This window comes from Pseudomonas sp. PA-1-6B (assembly GCF_021609545.1).
GTDB classification, from domain to species: domain Bacteria; phylum Pseudomonadota; class Gammaproteobacteria; order Pseudomonadales; family Pseudomonadaceae; genus Aquipseudomonas; species Aquipseudomonas fluorescens_BV.
Genome location: NZ_WJZM01000034.1, coordinates 1 through 17,570, shown reverse-complemented (window position 1 = coordinate 17,570; position 17,570 = coordinate 1). Strand labels below are relative to the sequence as shown.

16 protein-coding genes and 1 rRNA gene are annotated in these 17,570 nt (G+C 60.6%); 8 read left to right on the top strand and 9 right to left on the bottom strand.

The genetic code is table 11. The annotated features are described in order from the left end of the window. Positions 1-124 precede the first annotated feature (124 nt). The gene (locus GIV35_RS16890; protein WP_003188294.1) at positions 125-1,543 is read left to right on the top strand and encodes a short-chain fatty acid transporter; all 1,419 of its coding nucleotides are present in this window, start codon (positions 125-127) and stop codon (positions 1,541-1,543) included. A gap of 38 nt (positions 1,544-1,581) precedes the next feature. Here the strand turns inward: GIV35_RS16890 and GIV35_RS16885 are convergent, their stop codons facing one another. Together GIV35_RS16885 and GIV35_RS16880 are read right to left on the bottom strand one after the other, a co-directional pair. Further along, complete coding sequence (locus GIV35_RS16885; protein ID WP_057977427.1) at positions 1,582-1,923, bottom strand: HepT-like ribonuclease domain-containing protein; 342 nt, start codon at positions 1,921-1,923, stop codon at positions 1,582-1,584. Then, positions 1,920-2,210 carry a nucleotidyltransferase family protein gene (locus GIV35_RS16880; RefSeq protein ID WP_032893707.1) on the bottom strand — a complete coding sequence of 97 codons (291 nt, stop codon included), beginning with the start codon at positions 2,208-2,210 and terminating at the stop codon, positions 1,920-1,922. Before GIV35_RS16880 ends, GIV35_RS16885 begins: the two co-directional genes overlap by 4 nt. Before the next feature lie 155 nt (positions 2,211-2,365). Here GIV35_RS16880 and acpA point away from each other — a divergent pair, with 155 nt between their 5' ends. The 3 genes from acpA to GIV35_RS16865 all read left to right on the top strand — a co-directional run bounded on the left by acpA (position 2,366) and on the right by GIV35_RS16865 (position 6,015). Next, positions 2,366-4,066 carry an acid phosphatase gene (gene acpA, locus GIV35_RS16875; RefSeq protein ID WP_236264790.1) on the top strand — a complete coding sequence of 567 codons (1,701 nt, stop codon included), beginning with the start codon at positions 2,366-2,368 and terminating at the stop codon, positions 4,064-4,066. 119 nt (positions 4,067-4,185) lie between these two features. Continuing rightward, positions 4,186-5,355, top strand: coding sequence for a hypothetical protein (locus tag GIV35_RS16870; protein ID WP_034128123.1), 1,170 nt, complete (start codon positions 4,186-4,188; stop codon positions 5,353-5,355). 135 nt (positions 5,356-5,490) lie between these two features. Continuing rightward, positions 5,491-6,015 (top strand): hypothetical protein, encoded by a 525-nt coding sequence (locus GIV35_RS16865; RefSeq protein WP_034128124.1) that lies wholly within the window; start codon positions 5,491-5,493, stop codon positions 6,013-6,015. Here the strand turns inward: GIV35_RS16865 and can are convergent. Then, complete coding sequence (gene can, locus GIV35_RS16860) at positions 6,012-6,656, bottom strand: carbonate dehydratase (protein ID WP_003188288.1); 645 nt, start codon at positions 6,654-6,656, stop codon at positions 6,012-6,014. The two genes, GIV35_RS16865 and can, sit on opposite strands and share 4 nt — an antisense overlap. Before the next feature lie 138 nt (positions 6,657-6,794). Here can and GIV35_RS16855 point away from each other — a divergent pair, with 138 nt between their 5' ends. Then, positions 6,795-7,199: a serine kinase/phosphatase gene (locus tag GIV35_RS16855; protein WP_105225638.1), complete on the top strand. Its 405-nt coding sequence runs from the start codon at positions 6,795-6,797 to the stop codon at positions 7,197-7,199. Between the two features lie 119 nt (positions 7,200-7,318). Here the strand turns inward: GIV35_RS16855 and rimI are convergent, their stop codons facing one another. Together rimI and GIV35_RS16845 are read right to left on the bottom strand one after the other, a co-directional pair. Further along, positions 7,319-7,771 carry a ribosomal protein S18-alanine N-acetyltransferase gene (gene rimI / locus GIV35_RS16850; protein ID WP_003188286.1) on the bottom strand — a complete coding sequence of 151 codons (453 nt, stop codon included), beginning with the start codon at positions 7,769-7,771 and terminating at the stop codon, positions 7,319-7,321. Beyond that, the gene (locus GIV35_RS16845) at positions 7,764-8,510 is read right to left on the bottom strand and encodes an SPOR domain-containing protein (protein WP_223024475.1); all 747 of its coding nucleotides are present in this window, start codon (positions 8,508-8,510) and stop codon (positions 7,764-7,766) included. The genes rimI and GIV35_RS16845 overlap by 8 nt, the downstream gene beginning before the upstream one ends. A 187-nt stretch (positions 8,511-8,697) precedes the next feature. Here GIV35_RS16845 and mksB point away from each other — a divergent pair, with 187 nt between their 5' ends. The 3 genes from mksB to mksF are packed head-to-tail and all read left to right on the top strand — an operon-like array spanning position 8,698 to position 13,509. After that, positions 8,698-9,975: an Mks condensin complex protein MksB gene (gene mksB / locus GIV35_RS16840; protein ID WP_003188283.1), complete on the top strand. Its 1,278-nt coding sequence runs from the start codon at positions 8,698-8,700 to the stop codon at positions 9,973-9,975. Then, positions 9,965-10,672 carry an Mks condensin complex protein MksE gene (gene mksE, locus GIV35_RS16835; protein ID WP_003188281.1) on the top strand — a complete coding sequence of 236 codons (708 nt, stop codon included), beginning with the start codon at positions 9,965-9,967 and terminating at the stop codon, positions 10,670-10,672. The genes mksB and mksE overlap by 11 nt, the downstream gene beginning before the upstream one ends. After that, on the top strand, positions 10,669-13,509 hold the full coding sequence (gene mksF / locus GIV35_RS16830; protein WP_057977435.1) for an Mks condensin complex protein MksF: 2,841 nt from the start codon (positions 10,669-10,671) through the stop codon (positions 13,507-13,509). The genes mksE and mksF overlap by 4 nt, the downstream gene beginning before the upstream one ends. A 186-nt stretch (positions 13,510-13,695) precedes the next feature. Here mksF and GIV35_RS16825 read toward each other — a convergent pair whose 3' ends face one another. From GIV35_RS16825 to rrf, 4 genes are all read right to left on the bottom strand, one after another. Continuing rightward, positions 13,696-15,999 carry a PqiB family protein gene (locus GIV35_RS16825; RefSeq protein ID WP_034128128.1) on the bottom strand — a complete coding sequence of 768 codons (2,304 nt, stop codon included), beginning with the start codon at positions 15,997-15,999 and terminating at the stop codon, positions 13,696-13,698. Then, on the bottom strand, positions 15,992-16,615 hold the full coding sequence (locus GIV35_RS16820; protein WP_105225635.1) for a paraquat-inducible protein A: 624 nt from the start codon (positions 16,613-16,615) through the stop codon (positions 15,992-15,994). The genes GIV35_RS16825 and GIV35_RS16820 overlap by 8 nt, the downstream gene beginning before the upstream one ends. Continuing rightward, positions 16,602-17,261 carry a paraquat-inducible protein A gene (locus tag GIV35_RS16815; RefSeq protein ID WP_056787042.1) on the bottom strand — a complete coding sequence of 220 codons (660 nt, stop codon included), beginning with the start codon at positions 17,259-17,261 and terminating at the stop codon, positions 16,602-16,604. The genes GIV35_RS16820 and GIV35_RS16815 overlap by 14 nt, the downstream gene beginning before the upstream one ends. A gap of 191 nt (positions 17,262-17,452) precedes the next feature. Then, a 5S ribosomal RNA gene (gene rrf / locus GIV35_RS16810) occupies positions 17,453-17,568 on the bottom strand. Positions 17,569-17,570 lie beyond the last annotated feature (2 nt).

Here is a 17,570-nt window from a genome sequence, read left to right as displayed (position 1 = left end):
TCGCGACGGATATATTTGTTTTACTCATTGATCGTTGAAGATAACTACATTCCCAAATCAATGGCCGTAGAGGAACATGCCGTAAAACTGCCAAACCCCATAATAACTACAAGAGGAAAGACTCGTGGCCGATGCTATCGAAGACAGCCGCTATGCCCGATTTGCCCTGCGTTGCTCCAACTTCGCCGAGCGCTGGTTTCCTGACTCCTGGGTGTTTGCCGCCCTCGCCGTGATTATCGTCGCCGTCGCGACCCTGGGCATGGGCGCCGCACCGGCCGAAGCGGCCAAGGCATTTGGCGATGGGTTCTGGAGCCTGATCCCGTTCACCATGCAGATGGCCTTTGTGGTGATCGGCGGTTACGTGGTCGCCAGTTCACCGCCGGCAGTGAAGTTGATCGACCGTCTGGCGCGCATTCCCAAGAATGGCCGTTCGGCTGTGGCCTGGGTGGCGTTGATTTCCATGGTGGCGTCGTTGCTTAACTGGGGCCTGTCCTTGGTATTCGGCGGTTTGCTGGTGCGGGCATTGGCCCGGCGCACGGATTTGCGCATGGACTACCGCGCCGCTGGCGCTGCAGCGTACCTGGGCCTGGGGGCCGTATGGGCGCTGGGGCTGTCGTCGTCGGCCGCGCAGTTGCAGGCCAACCCGGCCAGCTTGCCGCCGTCGATTCTGTCGATCACCGGCATGATCCCGTTCACCGAGACTATTTTTTTGTGGCAATCCGGCGTGCTGTTGCTGGCGCTGATCGTAGTGTCGCTGATCATCGCCTACGCCACCGCGCCTGGCCCCAACAGCGCCCGGGATGCCAAGGCCTGCGGCATTGACCCGGCCTTCAACCTGCCCAAGCCGCAGGCGCCGACGCGCCCCGGTGAATGGCTGGAACACAGCCCGTTGCTGACCATTCTGCTGGCGTTGCTGGCGGCCGGCTGGCTGTTCCATGAGTTCTCGACCAAGCCGGCGATCAGCGCCATCTCGGGGCTCAATACCTATAACTTCCTGTTCATCATGGTGGGCGCGCTGCTGCACTGGCGCCCGCGCAGCTTCCTCGATGCCGTGGCCCGAGCGGTGCCGACCACCACCGGCGTGCTGATCCAGTTCCCGCTGTACGGCTCGATTGCCGCACTGATGACGGTGGTAAAGGGCGGCGACGGCCAGACCCTGGCGCACCATATCTCGACGTTCTTCACCTCCATCGCCTCCCACGACACCTACGCCCTGCTGATGGGTGTGTACTCGGCGGTGCTGGGCTTCTTCATCCCCTCGGGTGGCGGCAAGTGGATCATCGAAGCGCCGTATGTGATGCAAGTGGCCAATGACCTGCAATACCACCTGGGCTGGGCGGTGCAGATCTACAACGCCGCCGAGGCGCTGCCGAACTTGATCAACCCGTTTTATATGTTGCCGTTGCTGGGTGTGCTGGGGCTGAAGGCGCGGGATCTGATCGGGTTTTCATTTGTGCAGTTGCTGGTGCACACGCCGCTGGTGTTGTTTTTGCTGTGGGCGTTGGGGACGACGTTGAAGTATCTGCCGCCTGTGATGCCCTGAATAACGAGTGACCGCAACTGTTGGTAGAACAGTTGCGGTCAAGGATTTACAGGAAGGCGTGCCAATAGATCAGGTAATGCACTCTGTATCGTGTCCCAAACAACATCCAAGTTGATATCGAAGTAACCATGAGCGATTCGGTTGCGCATCGCTCGCATATTGCGCCAAGGAATATGTGAATGGCGTGCCGCGAAGTCCGGATGCTGATCCATGATTTTCGTCGACGCTTCACCAATGATGATCAGGCTCATGACCACAGCTTGTTGTGTTCGCCGGTCTTCCAAAAACTCTTCTTTGCTCAAGCCCTCTACAAAAGTGATCGCGTCAGTGGCAGCTTGCCTTATGTGCTCCAGATAATCCCCTAGCCGACTTTCCGTCATACTGGCCGGGCCTCCGCTAGCACTTTATCGCGAAACTTCAAAGGCAAGTCGCCAGGCGTAAGCAGGTCGACATTAACGCCGAGCAAGTCCTCAAGCTCGACCTGCAACCCACCAAGATCAAAGAGGGTTGTGCCCGGCGGCGCGTCTACCAGCAAATCAAGATCACTGCCTTCTTGGTCAGTCCCCATCAGTACCGACCCAAATACTCTGGGATTGGAAATACGGAAACGTCCGACCACTTCTCGTACAGCCGTTCGTTGCAGATCAAGTGCAGTTGAAGGTCTCACGACTCACCTCAGTGATGTGCATTAGAAGGGCAGTCTAGCAGCGCTTGAGCCGTGTAGACACGCCCCGCCCATCACACGCCTGTCTTTGTTCCGTCACATTCCATTGCTACCGTCCTGCGAAATATCTTGCAACATCTCGCCAAGGATTCCTCGCAATGAGTGACGAGCACAACGACCACCCTGCCCACGACTGCGCCCCCAAAACGCCGGTAGACACCAGCCGTCGGCGCTTCCTCGGCGGTGCGGCGGTGTTGGGGGTGGGGGCGACCTTGAGTGCCTGCGGCAATACCAGCGAAGCACCGAGCCCACCCGTGACGCGGCCGCTCACGCCCCAGGAACTGGACAAGGCGCTGCGAGAGCAGGTGAAAACCGTGGTGGTGATTTACGCCGAGAACCGCAGCTTCAACAACCTGTTCGCAGATTTCCCCGGGGTAGAGAAACCGCTGTCGGCGTTAACCGCCAAGGACTTCCAGCAGCGCGACCGCGATGGCAGCGTATTGCCTGCCCTGCCACCGAGCTGGGGCGGTGTGTTGCAGGTCGGCCCACAAACGGTGGACGGGGTGACTTACCCCAGCGAAGTGCAATTCCAGCCAAACCTGCCCAACGCGCCGTTCGCCCTCAAAGGCCCGCAGGGCGAAGACCTGCCATTGAGCTTGGTGACCCGCGACCTATGGCACGTGTTCTACCAGAACCAGATGCAGATCAACGGCGGCAAGAATGATGGTTTTGTCGCCTGGGGCGATTCCGGTGGGCTGGTGATGGGCCATTACGCCCAAAGCCGTTATGCCCTGCGCCTGTGGGACGTGGCCAAGGAGTTTGTGCTGTGCGATAACTTCTTCCAGGGCGCGTTTGGCGGCTCGTTCCTTAACCACCAGTACCTGATCAGCGCCACCGCGCCGTTTTATCCCAATGCCGCGCAGTCGGTGGCCAAAGCGCAGATCGCCACGCTGCAAAGCGATGACCCCAGCGGCACGCGCCTAAAGCCCTTGGACACGTCACCGGCCAGCGCCATGACCGGCCCGCCGCAATTCGGCCCCAGCGCACTGACACCCGATGGTTACGGCGTAAACACCCTGGCCCCACCCTACTGGCCCACCTGGATCCGCGACCCGCAGAACCTGGATTATTCCAAGCCCGACCTGCCCAATGTGCTGGTGCCGCAAACCCACGAGCATATTGGCGACAAGCTGTCGAAGAAGAACATCGACTGGGCCTGGTACGCCGGTGCGTGGCAAGCCACCCTGGAGCAGTTCAAGGACTCCGGCGGCATCCCCAAGATTCCGAATTTCCAGTACCACCACCAGCCGTTCAATTACTTCAAGCAGCAAGGGCCGCAAAACCCGGCAGAACGTGCCAGGCGCCTGCGTGACGGTGGTTTGGGCGATGAGTCGAGCACCAACCGGTTCTTCGCCGACGCCCAGGCCGGCAAGCTGCCCGCGGTGAGTTTCTACAAGCCCCAGGGCAACCTGAACATGCACGCCGGTTATGCAGACGTGGCCTCGGGCGACCGCCATATCGCCCGCGCCTTGAAGGTGCTGCAAGAGAGCCCGCAGTGGAAAAACATGGTGGTGGTAGTGACCGTGGATGAAAACGGCGGCTGGTGGGACCACGTGGCGCCGCCCCAGGGTGACCGCTGGGGCCCGGGCTCGCGGGTTCCGGCGCTGGTGGTGTCGCCGTTTGCACGCAAAGGCACGGTGGACCATACGGTGTACGACACGGCATCGATCCTGCGTTTGATCACCCGGGTGTTCCAGTTGGAAACCCTGGACGGCCTCAAGCAGCGCGATGACGCGATGATCGCGCGCGGCCAGAAACCCATGGGCGATCTGAGCAATGCCTTGCAGTTCAGCCTGTAGGGGCTTATCCAATAACGACATGCCGGGCGATTTAACACGCGATTTTCCCGGTCAGCCGCTACTGTGTGCAGGTGGGCTTCCATCCCGCGCAGACGGGCTTCGCTGACAAGGAATCGACTATGTTTAAACCGACCAGGCTGTCCTTCACCCTCGCCGCACTACTGGCGAGTGCGGTCGTACAGGCCGACATCGAGGTGCCACTGGGCAGCACGCAGCGCGTCACCCAGTTGTTCGCGTACCCCAACAACTGCAATGTGATCTGCTTTCGGCCATGGTCACTGGAGCAGACCGCCGAACACTATCTGAACCAGAGCCTGCAACGTGACGGTTACAGCCGGGCCAAGGTCAGCGTGAAGACCCACGACGGTCAGGTCACGGCGACCTTCAGCGGCGTGCCCGACAGTTACGGCCAGCCACTGACCACGCTGCTCAATACCGCCGACCTGGCTTACCAAGGCGCCAGCCAGCTCAACAGCGATGGCAAATGGGCCTACAACTGGTACCTGTTCCTGCCGTTGGGCATGGCCCTGGAAAACCGCAAAAGCATCGAGCTGTTGCACTTCCCTCCGGATTACTCGCTGACCCAGGCCCAGGATTACCTGGAATCGGCCACCACCGACCGCTGGGCCACCTTGTTGAGCGAAAATGGCGTACCGGCCACGGAAACGCCGGCGTACCAGACCATCATCGATATCGCGCCCATCGCTGCGCCGTCCAATGCCGGCAAAGACCTGGAAACCGTCTACGGGTATTTCACCGACTACCAGACCCGCATGGTCAAGGAACTGAGCCTGCGCCCTGGCGGCGCATTACCCATGGTGGCCTTCGGCGCGCCAGTGCGTAGCTGGATCAAGCAACAATACGGGCAAACCGTGGGCGTGCTGAGCCTTGCGCAGATCAGCCCGGAGCCTGGCAAAACCGTCGCGGTATTGGGCGCCAACCACCCAAGTTACATTTGGTATGCGGCCAGCCCCGACAGCTATGACGGTGATGAACAAAAGGCTGATGACGCCGGTTTGAAAGTGATGGGCCAGGACTTGAGCGCCGCCTGCTGGCAAGCAGGCATGGGCCAGAAACCCGCCAGCGATGCGAACGTATTGCTCAAGGCCTGCCTGAACACTTGGCAAGTCACGCGCAAGGAGCAGACGTGTGAATTGTTCTACACCTCGGTGCGCCACCTGACGCCCGAGCAGGCCAACGCCAAGTGCGCCACAGCGCCTATCAAGGCGCAGTTGAAACTGTTGAGAAATGCCGCTCCCACGCCCACCGTCATAGCCCCCGCGCTTTAAGGCGAAGAAACCGTTTCTACTGTCAACTTTGACAGTAGAAACCGGATCCCACTTCGGCGAATCTAGGGCCGCGCCCATTTGCTGCAAGACTGGCCGTCAGACCCGCAGGTCCATGCAGCCCCGCTCAGGAGAGTGATGAAAACTCGAGCCATGGATAAGGCTGAAACGGCTGTGAATGACTGCCTCTATCCCTTCAAGACGCTGCTCGTGGAACAGGGTTACCCCTCGACCGAGCACTTTGAGGTCAAGCAAGAGGCTGAAGGGGTTGCGGCCAGGGTCACGGCGCGCGTGGCCTTTGAGAGTCGCACGCGCATTGCTAAGGTTTCCGGTTATGCCGTGAGCGAACGGCGCCCGTACACGCTGCAACTGTCACCCCGCATCCACTTGTACGATTGTTGGCTCTGCGGCCTGTTACAGCACTCCTGCAACCCGAACGTGTTTCTAGACACGACGTACCTGGAGCTATGGACGGTGCAACCCATCGGCGCCGGCAGCTTGCTGACGCTGGATTACGCCACCACCGAAGACACACTGGCCCGGCAGTTCGCTTGCCATTGCGGCGAGCTGAACTGCCGGGGCTGGATCACCGGCAGCAAGGAGCCGCTGAACGCCGAAGGCCAGGCCTTCATGGCCTGGTGGCGTGAGCACAAACGACCTTAGGCTTCGCCCAAAGGACGCAGGCGGTATTGCGGTGGCAGTTGCTCGAAGCCACTGATGGTGGTGTTCAAACTCTTCCAGCGACCGTCCTTGATGCCATAGATGCAGCCATGGATCGACAGGCTCTGCCCACGATGCCAGGCATTTTGCACAATGCTGGTGTGGCCGACGTTGGCCACCTGCTGGATCACGTTGAGCTCGCACATGCGGTCCACACGCTCTTCTTCGGTCGGCAACTGGGCCAGCACATCGCGGTTTTCGTAGTAAAGGTCGCGAATGGTGCGTAGCCAGCCGTCGATCAGGCCGAACTGGCGGTCCTGCATCGACGCACGCACGCCGCCACAGCCGTAGTGGCCAGTGACGAGGATGTGTTTGACCTTGAGCACGTCCACCGCGTACTGGATCACCGACAGGCAGTTGAGGTCAGTGTGCAGCACCACGTTGGCCACGTTGCGATGCACAAACAGATCACCGGGTAACATGCCGACGATCTCGTTGGCCGGTACACGGGCATCGGAGCAGCCGATCCACAGGTATTCCGGGGTCTGCTGGCGGGCGAGCTTGGCGAAGAATTCGGGATCTTCCTGTTTGATCGCGTCCGCCCAGCGTTCGTTGTTATCAAGCAGGTCTTGTAGTTCGTTCATCAGGGAAGCCTCAGGAATGATGCGCAGGTTTGTGACTGACAAGCCCTCGTCCAGGTCACGCCAGGCGCTAATTAGCTTGAATTTTTTGGCTGCCATGCCTGTCCACACACTATAAGCCCCACAGTATGAGGATTGGCCATGACTGAATCACGACGTCCCTACGGCGCAACGCAGCCGGAACCGATCGATGACAACGAAGACCGCATGGGTGAGATGCGCGAGCTGGATTTTGACGAGCAGGACCAGACTGCGGAAATCGGCGACGAGCTGCCCCGCCGTGAGCGCGACCATCTGATGCCCGACGAACGGGTGCGCGAAGCCGGGCTGACCGGCGCTTCGACGGATGATCATGAATCCACCGACGACGATATGAGCCCGGAAACGCTGATCCGTGAGGACGGCGCACGGGATGCGCAGGAGGAAGGCGAAGATAGCGCCGCCGACTATGACTTGAGCGTCGTGGGAGAAAATGACATTGGTGGCGGGAATGGGTTGGATGAGGCGGAACTGGCTGATCTGGACCCGCTGAACGGCAAGCGCTGACCCTGTGGGAGCTGGCTTGCCTGCGATGGTATCACCGCGGTGTTACTTAGAGACCGAGGTGCCTGCATCGCGGGCAAGCCCGGCTCCCACAGAGGTTCTGCACATAGGGGGCTCTGTATTTAATCGACCAGGGTGCACGCCATCACGACTGCATCTTCGCGGCCACCCACAGCGGGGTAGTAATCCCGGCGACGGCCGATCTCGTTGAAGCCATAACGCTCATACAGGCGAAACGCGCCGGTATTGCTGTCCCGCACTTCAAGGAAGCATTCTCGCGCATTGGCGGCATAGGCACGCGACATCAAATGCTCCAGCAGCGCCAGGCCCAAACCACGGCCCTGGTTTTCCGGCTTCACAGTAATGTTCAGCAAGTGCGCTTCATCGAGAATGATCTGCACCACCCCGTGCCCCACTTGCTGCTCGCCTTCGAACATCAGCCAGATCTGGTACTTGCCCAGCCCGTCGAGAAAAATTCCGCGGGTCCAGGGGTGGCTGAACGCCGCGTATTCGATTTTCAGCACGGCGTCGAGGTCGGCCTCGGTCATCGGGCGAAAGGATAAAGCCTCACTCATCAGTTGTTTTCCAGCGCGCCATCAGCCGGCGCATGGCTTGCCAGACATCAGCCTTACGCTGTGGCTCTTCCATTAATAATTCCAGGCCCGGCAGGGCCCACACCGAACCCAGGCCTTCAACCTGCAGCTCGCGGTACCAGGCCTCGGCGTTGGCTTCACCGGCAAACCGCACAGCGGGCAGGCCGATCAGCCACAAGCAAACGCAAGGCTCGTCTTCCAGGCGCGCCGAGACAAACCCCTGGACGAAATCTCGTGCGGCCTCGGGGCCCTGGTCCATGGTGCCGCGCACCAGCAGCGGCCAGCGCACCGGCTCACCGACGATTTGCGGGCTGTCGGGCAGGCCGGCGGCGCGCAGCATGTCCTTGAGCAACAGGTAGGCCGGGTCGCGGGACTGGAAACGTTCGCCGGTCGGCAGTTCCACCAGCAACAGGCAACGCCCGGCCCGCAGCAATTGCAGGGCAAAGCGTGGCGGCGGCACCACTGGCGCCTTGGCCACCGGCGCAGACTCTTCGACCACTTTGGCAGCCTTGGTCACCGGCGCAGGGCGCGGCACTTCGATCTTGGCCCGTTCGACCACCGGGCGCGTCTCAGGGGTGGGCTTGACCACCGCCACGGGCGCGGCCGCTTCTTCCCCCGACGACTCGAACGCCTCATAAGGCTCAAGCGCCTGCAACAACTCGGGCCGCGACGGCGCGGCAAACGGCAGTTCGGTGCGGGGCAGCCAGTTGACCACCTGCATGGCGGTCAAGTAAGCGCGACGTCGGGACTCGATAAGCACAGCTCGGCCACTTGTGGATAAGTAAAGAGCGGGGATTCTACCGCTGTTCGGCAACAATCGCCCACTGCGCACTGACCGGCTGTGGATAAATCCCGCGCCTGATGCAGTACAATCGCGACTTTTAATCGCCAACCAGCCGGCCATTCCCATGATCGAACCCAAGCGCGTCCTGCGCGCCCTCGCCGAACACTGGGCCTTACTTGAGCCTCTGTGCGAACACTTCGACCAAGGCACCCTGAGCCTGGCCGAGCTGCGCGCACAGTTGGCCGCCCAACAACTGGACAGCACGCCCCAGGACATCACCAGCCTACTGGACGTGTGGATTCGCCTGGATATCCTGGTGCCTGTCGCCAAGAGCCCGAACCGTTTCGAGCTCAACGCGCAGATCCACGACTTCCTCGCCTATCTTCGCAAGGAGCACCGGCTTGGCCTGTGCCTGGAAATCGAAGCCTACCTGCGCCACCTGGAGCGTCTGGCAGGTTATATCCAGGACGCCTTCGACATCCGTGACGGCCACGACCTGGCCCGGCAACTGCGCCTGCTGGATATGCGCGTGCGCGATGTGCTCAAAAAACTCGCCAACGACGAACAGGCCCTCGCCGCCGTGGCCGACCGCGCCAAGACCAGCGACCGCCAGATCCCGTTGCGCCAGCGTTACGCCGAGGTATTGGCGACCTGGGACGAGTACGTCGAGCCGATGATCCAACTGGTGAACGCCGACGGCGCCTTCGAGCAAGGCGTACGCAAGGTGGAAAACGTGCTGCTGCGCATGCTCACCGAGCAACAGCGTCTTGGCCACCTGGTAGATGACGACATGCTGCTGCGCACCCATGCGCGCATCCTCGAGATGCAAACCAGCGCCCAGTTGACCTTGCGCCATGCGCGGGAGTTGCTGCTGCCGCTGCGTGAAGAAGCACGCCGGCATAACGCCGTGACTCGCGGTGCGGCGCTGGCCCTGTCGGCGATTCGCCGCAAAGGCCTGGACGCGGTGCCGCAAGCGGCGATGCCGATGTTCACCCGGCCGCAAAGTACCTTTTTGGGCAGTGCGAGCCAGGTCGAGGCCTATGTGTATGCCCTGGCCAATTTCGAGCCCAAGCCGGCGCGTTTCCCCAAGGCGCACAAGTCCCACAAAGGCGAAGCCCCGCGCGCACCGCGTACGGTCAAGGAAATGCTCGAACGCTGCGAAGACGCGCTGCCGATGCCCGACCTGATGACCTGGCTGCTGGAGCAGGAACCGGACGGCGCCACCGATGAATTGCTGTACTGGTTCTCGCGCCTGTCCCGGGAAAAACGCTTCAAGCGCGAGCGCCTGGAACGTCGCGATTACCACACCCACGAGCACCAGGTCAGCCTGCGCTCCTTCGCCCTGCTCCCGGCCGGCGTCGATGCCACCGAGAATTCTGCGAGCACGCCTTATGCATCTTGATCTATCCGAACTGTCCCAGCTGGCGCCGATTTTTCGCGAGCTGTTCAAGGGTTACCACGTCAGCCGTCGCGACCCGGAGCTATACGCGCAATTGTCGAACTTCCAGGACCAGTACCGCACGCTGTTCAAGGCCCTGGGCTTTGAGCTGGTGTGCGATACCCGCGGCTTCTATTACTTCGTGCCGGACACTGCCGTGGCTGCCGCGCAGGTGAACAAAACCGCCCAGCGCCTGGCCCTGTTCACCTTCATCATCGTCGAACACCTGGCCGACCAGGGTCGCGACCCGATTGCGGTACTCGACGGCGGCAGCCTGGGCCGCGATGAATTGCCTTCGTTGCTGGAGAAATACCGTGACCTGTTTATCCAGGCCGAGGTGCAGACCCAGGAAGAGCTCGAAGAAAAAATCATGCGCCGCATGACCCAACTGGGTTTTGCCAGCGAAGACAACGGTATCTACCGCTTCCTGCCGCCGATGCACCGCTTCCTGGATGTGTGCCTGTCGGTGCAGCAGGACCGCGACCTTGCCGCCAGCGTACACAGCGTACTGCCGCTGCCGGCACCGGTGATTATCGACGAGGACAGCGACGAGAAACTGCTGAAGACCGATGACCCGCTGGATCTGAGCGCCTTCACCGAAGAAAGCGAAGAAGATGCCCTGGCCCGTGCCATTGCCGAAGAACAGGAGACCGACGCATGAGTAAGGAACGCTACGGCATCCGCCGCTTCGCCCTATTGAACACCGCCGGTTACAGCCTGGGCTTGTTCCCGCTAGAAGAACCGCTGTCGGTGTACGGCGCCAACAACCTGGGTAAATCCGCCTCGATCAACGCCTTGCAATTCCCGATCCTGGCACGCATGTCGGACATGAGCTTCGGCAAGTACACCCTGGAACAATCGCGGCGTTTCTACTTTGCCACCGACACCAGCTACATCCTGGTAGAAGTCTCTCTGCCCCACGGCCCGCACGTTATCGGCGTGGTCGGCCGCGGCCCGGGCGGCGGCTTTGGTCACCAGTTCTTTGCCTACGCCGGCAAGCTGGACCTTGCCCACTACCAGAAAAACGACACCTGCCTGCGCCAGAAAGAGCTGTTCACCAACCTTGAGCGCGAGGGCCTGAAAGCCTACGAGCTCAAGCCCGATGAACTGCGGCGCTTGCTGGTGGGCGGGCATACGTCGGTCCCGCTGGACCTGACGCTGATTCCGCTGCGCTCCACGAGCGAGCAGAGCCTGAAGACGTTCCGCGCGCTGTTTATCAACCTGCTGCACATGCGCGAAATCACCGCGGCCAAGCTCAAGCAACTGTTCCTTGATGCCTTCGAACACAGCCTGCGTTCGGGCAGTGTCGACTACATCGCGGCCTGTGAAGAAGCCTTCCGTGATGTGCGACGCATGGAGCAGGACTACAACTCGCTGGTGGCTGCCGGCCCCTTGGTTGAAGCCCTGGCCAATGGCGTGAAACAGCGCGACGCCCTGCGCGGCAAACTGCATCGCCTGTCGCCGCTGCTGGATTCGTTGCTGGGCACCTGGTCGGACTACGCCAGTGCGCGCAAGGAAGAGCTGACCATCCAGGCCGAGCATTACCGCAACGAGCAGGACGCGCTGCAAAACGATCAGCGCGGCGGCACCCAGGAGCTGATGCGCCTGGAGCGGGAAATCAGTGGCATCCAGCGTTGGTTGGGCGAGTTGTCGGTGCTCAAGCACCGCTTTGCCCTGGTGGATGACGTCAAGATGCTGGAGCAGCAATTGCTCGCCGCCAAGGATGCCCACGATGAACTGGCGGGCGCCTTGGCGCAGTCGCGACAGTTCAGCGCCGAGGACTTGGAAGAACGCCTGCGCGACCTGGAAAAGCGCTTGAAGTCGGTCAAGCAGCAGCTCGATCACGCGGATAACAACAGCTACGCCAAGCTGCGCGAAGAATTTTCGCAGCAGGATGTCGAGCGCCTGATGCGCCTGTTCAACAGCTCGCTGTTCAGCCTGCCGCTGGGCGAACATGGCATCACGCTGGACGAGGACGGCCAGTGGGTCAAATCCCTGGAGCAGATCCTCGATGGCTTCAAGGGCGAGCGCTTTGAGGTGCCGGGGCTGTCCATCGACATCTCGCACATCGAGCCGCCGGCACTGCAAGCCCTGGCGGATCGCGCCGCGTTGCGTGACCAGAAAGAGCGCCTGGAAAAAGAGCTCAAGCAACTGAAAACCCAGCAGGCCGTAGCGTCCGACCGCGCCGCAAGCAAGACCCAGACCGAAGCGCTGTACCAGCAGGTACTGGATGCCCAGAAGGCCCTGGAAGACTTCCGCCGCACCCAGACCCTGAGCGCCGAAGAAGGCGAGAAGCTGGAAAACCTGGCGCAGATGGAAGCCGCCCAGGACGAGTTGAAGCGTTCCAGCGATGCCTTTACCGAGCGTGTCCAGCAACTGTCGGCCAAGCTGCAACTGGTCGGCCGTCAGATCGGCGATATGGAAGCCAAGCAACGCACGCTGGATGACGCGTTGCGCCGTCGTCAGCTGTTGCCGGCGGACCTGCCGTTCGGTACGCCGTTCATGGACCCGGTCGACGACTCCATGGACAACCTGCTGCCGCTGCTCAATGACTATCAGGACAGCTGGCAGGGTTTGCTGCGCGCCGATGGCCAGATCGAAGCGCTGTACGCCCAGGTGCGTCTCAAGGGCGTGGCCAAGTTCGACAGTGAGGATGATGTCGAACGTCGTCTGCAACTGCTGATCAACGCCTATGCGCACCGTACCGACGAGGCGCTGACCCTCGGCAAGGCGCGCCGTGCAGCGGTCACCGACATCGCCCGTACCCTGCGCAACATCCGTAGTGACTACGACAGCCTGGAACACCAGTTGGCGTTGTTCAACCGCGAGATCAACAAGCGCCAGGTCTCCAACCTGCAAAGCTTCCGCATCGTACTGGCGCCGAACAAGGAAGCGCTCAAGCATATCGACCAGATCATCCACAGTGCCGGTCAGTATGAAGAAGGCGAGACCCTCTCGGTGTTCGACCTCAGCCAGAGCGCCGAACAGGACAACAAGAACGAAGAAGCCAAGGAATACCTGGCTCGTCTGGTAGCCGCCAACCATAACCAGTTGGGCCTCAAGGACTTGTTCGAATTGGCGTTCGAAATCACCAAGGTCAACGGCCAGCCGGTGATCCATACCGACATCGACGGCGCTGCGTCCAACGGCACCACCATGACCATCAAGGCGCTGACCAACATGTACTTGTTGCTGCACCTGATGGACCGCGACCAGGCCGGTCGCGTGCGGTTGCCGTACTACCTCGATGAAGCGGCAGACATCGATGAGAAAAACCAGGCTGCGCTGTTGGAAACCAGCCTGCAATTGGGCTTTGTACCGATTCTGGCCAGTGTGAAGCCGCAGGTGTCCGCCCAGGTGGCGATCGACCTGGAAGGCGGCAGCGGGCCGAACGGGATCTACATTGATGAGGCGGACTGGAAGTACATCCGTCGCCATGATGTGGTGAAGGCGACGATGAATGTGCAGGCGGACGAGCCGGAGCTGGATGAAGTCTGACGGGCTGTACTGAAAGGCAAAAAGGCCGCGATCTTTTGGGATCGCGGCCTTTTTTCGGCTTGGGATTTGCGGTGTGTTTGTGGGCCTCATCGCGGGCAAGCCCGGCTCCCACAGTTGGAATGCATACTTGCTGAAAATGCATATCCCTGTGGGAGCCGGGCTTGCCCGCGATAGCCGCGCCTCGGTTTATTTACCGAGTGGAATCTTGGGCGCCCAGGTCAGCCATTCATCCTCAAACTTGTCGAACAACGGGAACGTCTGCTGCGGCCGTGCCGGGTTACCCATGCGCTCGCCATCCGGCGTGGCAAAGGCGATCCCGCCGGCCACCAGCGTTTCAAGGGACTCGGTACGCACGGTCGCGCCCTTGAACAAGCCGAAGTCGAGGCCAAAGCCGCTAGTGTTCCAGAAGCGGCTGCCACTGCGTACCAGAGGTGCGTACTTGGGCTCGATCAGGATGTGCACCAACACACGGTCGGCGGTCTGGCCCAGCTCATAGCCGGTGACTTTGCCGACCGTCACTTCACGGTAGGTCACCGGTACCCCTTCCTTCAACGAACCACGGCGGGCGGCGCTGAGTGTGAGGCTCAGGCCAGCTTCCTGATGCACGGTTTCAGGCGGCTGGGCCAGGGCGACAAAGCTCTTCTGCGGGCCAGCGTTTTTCGCGGCCGGTTGCACTTCGATGTATTGGCCGGTGACCAGGGTCTCCAGGTTAGCCGTCTTCATCAGCCCAAGTTCCGGCTTGACCACCCAGAACTGGCTACCCGTACGCGCAATGCGGTCCGCGACCTGAGTGATACGCGCCTTGAGCAGCACCGACTGCATGTCGGCACTGAGGTCGACACTCTCGATCTTGCCCACATCCAGCCCCTTGAAGCGCACCGGTGTGCCGGCGCTCAGGCCGTCGGCTCGGTCGACTTTGATGGTCACCAGAGTGCCGTGCTGGTTGGCGGCATCACGGTCGGCATACAGGCGAAAGCGCGGGATGCGATGTTTCAATGGCACGTTCGGTTCCGGCGTTTCGAAGGCGATACCGCCCGCCATCAGGCTGGCCAGGGATTCGCTTTTGACCTGGATACCGCCGGTGAGCCCGCCCGTGAGGGTGACGCCGCTGGCATTCCAGAAGCGCGTCGAGCCGTTGACCAGGCTTTCGTATTCCTTCTCGATATGAACGCCGATCACCAGTTGTTTTTTCTTACGTGAAAACTGGTAGCTCTGCACCGAACCGACTTTGACCTGTTTGTACAGAATCGGGCTGCCGACATCCAACGAGCCCAGGCTGTCGGTGAGCAACACCATGTGCAGGCCCGGGGAACGCAGGTCCAAAGGTGGCGCCTTGGCGCGGGCTACGTATTCGCGTTGTGGCGGGGTGCCTTTGTCGCCTGGGCGAATCGCGATGTAGTTGCCCTTGACCAAGGCCTCCAGGCCGGTGATGCCCGCCAGGGAGATGGACGGTTTGACCACCCAGAATTGCGTGTCCTCGACCAGGTAGTCTTCGGCCAATGGATCGAGGGTCAGCTCGGCGCTGGCACTGGACAGGTCCGGGTCGATCTTCAGGGTTTTCAGGCTACCGACCTGGATGCCTTTGTACATGACCGGCGTACGCCCGGCCTGCAGGCCTTCAAAGTCGGTGAGCTTGACCTTGACCTTGATGCCCGCTGCGGCGGCATCGAAATCTTCGTATAGGCGGAAAGGCAGGCTCGGGTCGGTGGGCGGGCTGTCTTTGCGGTTTTCCGGCGTGGCGAAAGCGATACCACCGGCGACAATGCTGGAGAGGGATTCGCTGCGAACTTTCAAGCCGGAAAGGTTGGCGTCGATACTGATGCCGCTGGCATTCCAGAAACGCGTGTGTTTGCGCACCAGGTTGGCGTAGGTTGGCTCGATATAGACCTTGACCTCGACGGTGCTCTGGTCTTCAGACAGCAGGTAGCTTTTGACCTGGCCGACCTGAATCTGCTTGTAGAACACCGGACTGCCACGGTTCAACGAGCCCAGGCGATCGGCCTTGAGGGTCAGGTGCAAGCCGGGCTTGGCGTCGGATAACGGCGGCTCTTCGGAGAGCGCCTTGAACTTGCGCGTGGGCTCGCCATCACCGGGGCTGGCGGCGATGTAGTTACCTGAAACCAGGGTTTCCAGGCCGGTGATACCGGCAAGGCTGACGCTGGGCTTGACCAACCAGAAGCGGGTGTTGGTCTTGAGGTACTGCTCCACGTCCTTGTTCATCTCGATGGTGGCGATCACCCCGCGATTGCTGCCTTCGTCATCCAGGGCCAGGGTTTTGACCTTGCCCACGGTCATGCCTTTGTAGACCACTTCGGTCTTGTTGACCTGAATACCTTCGCCGCTTTCAAAGCGAACTTGAATCTCGATACCTTGCTGGGAATAGGCACGCCACCCCAGCCAGCCACCGATGATCAGGGCAATCAGGGGCAGCACCCAAATGGCCGACCAGTTAGAGGCTGGGCGGGTTTTAGCTTTAGGCAAATCACTCATGGTCGTCGTCCGACTCCGTGTTATCCCAAATCAGTCGGGGATCGAAAGTTACTGCGGCAAACATCGTCAAGATCACCACACTGGCGAACGCCGCAGCGCCGAGGTTGGCCTCGATACTGGCTAGCCGCCCAAAGTTAACGAGCGCCACCAGGATGGCGATCACGAAGATATCCAGCATGGACCAACGCCCAATGAACTCGATAAAGCGATACATCACAATGCGTTGTTGCGCGGACAGCGGTTGGTGACGCTGCACCGAGAACAGCAGCAGGCCAATGCCGACCAACTTGAAGGTCGGTACCAGGATACTAGCGATGAACACCACGGCAGCGATAGGAAACATCCCGTGCTGCACCAGCTGGATGACACCCGACATGATGGTGCTGGGGTCGCCTTGGCCGAGGGAGTTGACCGTCATGATGGGTAACAGGTTAGCGGGGATATACAGGATCGCCGCGGTGATCAACAGCGCCCAGGTACGTGTGAGGCTATTGGGGCGACGAGCATGGATCAACGCACCGCAACGGGTGCAGAGTTGCTCCTCGCTATCCGCTTCCTGCTTGTTCAACTCATGGCATTCGGTACAAATCAGAATACCTGCATCAATCGCCCGCATGGTCATCCTCTCCTGACAGCGCTTGCCAGATCTGATGGGGCGACATCACCACCTCAAGCAGAACTTGAACCATTAATAGACTGACGAAGCAGACCAGACCCAGGCCAATTGTGATGGAGGCCATGTCGGCGAGCTTTACGATCGCCACTAGCACACCCATCAAGTAGACCTCCAACATCCCCCAGTCCTTCATGTGGTGGTAGATGCGATATAGCAGCAGCCCGTAATTGCGCCCTATGTTCCAGCGAATACTGAGCAGCACTGCCAATTGGCACAGGAGCTTGAGCAAGGGGATGCCCATGCTGCACAGGAACACCACCGCGGCAACGCCTTGCATACCCGTATCGAACAGGCCAACGACGCCGCTCCACACGGTGTCCTCCGAAGACTGCCCGAGTAGATTGAGCTGCATGATGGGCAAAAAGTTCGCGGGGACGTACAACAGCAGTGCAGCCAGTACCAAGGCGAGACTGCGCTCGACCACATTGTGACGGTGAGCGTATAGCTCGTAGCCGCAGCGTGGGCATTGGGCTTTTTCGCCGAGGGCGAGCGTTGGTTTGCGCATCAGCAAGTCGCACTCATGGCATGCCACCAGATCGTCCAGCGGTAAATCCGATACCTCGCGGGCATCAACCGGATCGGGCATAGATAGGGCTCTGACTCTAAAAATGGTTAGGTGGCTATTCTAGTGGTGTCGCTCAGAAATAACTGTGCAAATTTGTCGGGGCAGTCAGGTCGGAGGTTGGGGCGCACAGGTGTACGGGGACAAGGTGGACACTTTTCGAGCGCCCAAAACAAAACCCCAACTGCTTTCGCAATTGGGGTTTTGGAATTTAATCTTGACGATGACCTACTCTCACATGGGGAAACCCCACACTACCATCGGCGATGCATCGTTTCACTGCTGAGTTCGGGATGGGATCAGGTGGTTCCAATGCTCTATGGTCGTCAAGAA

Bases quoted from the DNA above. Each gene is read 5' to 3' on its own strand.
- GIV35_RS16815 (WP_056787042.1), bottom strand. From the start codon at position 17,261: ATGCCCGATCCGGTTGATGCCCGCGAGGTATCGGATTTACCGCTGGAC.
- mksF (WP_057977435.1), top strand. From the start codon at position 10,669: ATGAGTAAGGAACGCTACGGCATCCGCCGCTTCGCCCTATTGAACACC.
- mksB (WP_003188283.1), top strand. From the start codon at position 8,698: ATGATCGAACCCAAGCGCGTCCTGCGCGCCCTCGCCGAACACTGGGCC.
- acpA (WP_236264790.1), top strand. From the start codon at position 2,366: ATGAGTGACGAGCACAACGACCACCCTGCCCACGACTGCGCCCCCAAA.
- GIV35_RS16820 (WP_105225635.1), bottom strand. From the start codon at position 16,615: ATGCGGGCGATTGATGCAGGTATTCTGATTTGTACCGAATGCCATGAG.
- GIV35_RS16855 (WP_105225638.1), top strand. From the start codon at position 6,795: ATGACTGAATCACGACGTCCCTACGGCGCAACGCAGCCGGAACCGATC.
- GIV35_RS16865 (WP_034128124.1), top strand. From the start codon at position 5,491: ATGAAAACTCGAGCCATGGATAAGGCTGAAACGGCTGTGAATGACTGC.
- mksE (WP_003188281.1), top strand. From the start codon at position 9,965: ATGCATCTTGATCTATCCGAACTGTCCCAGCTGGCGCCGATTTTTCGC.
- GIV35_RS16825 (WP_034128128.1), bottom strand. From the start codon at position 15,999: ATGAGTGATTTGCCTAAAGCTAAAACCCGCCCAGCCTCTAACTGGTCG.
- GIV35_RS16870 (WP_034128123.1), top strand. From the start codon at position 4,186: ATGTTTAAACCGACCAGGCTGTCCTTCACCCTCGCCGCACTACTGGCG.
- can (WP_003188288.1), bottom strand. From the start codon at position 6,656: ATGAACGAACTACAAGACCTGCTTGATAACAACGAACGCTGGGCGGAC.
- GIV35_RS16845 (WP_223024475.1), bottom strand. From the start codon at position 8,510: ATGCAGGTGGTCAACTGGCTGCCCCGCACCGAACTGCCGTTTGCCGCG.
- GIV35_RS16885 (WP_057977427.1), bottom strand. From the start codon at position 1,923: ATGACGGAAAGTCGGCTAGGGGATTATCTGGAGCACATAAGGCAAGCT.
- rimI (WP_003188286.1), bottom strand. From the start codon at position 7,771: ATGAGTGAGGCTTTATCCTTTCGCCCGATGACCGAGGCCGACCTCGAC.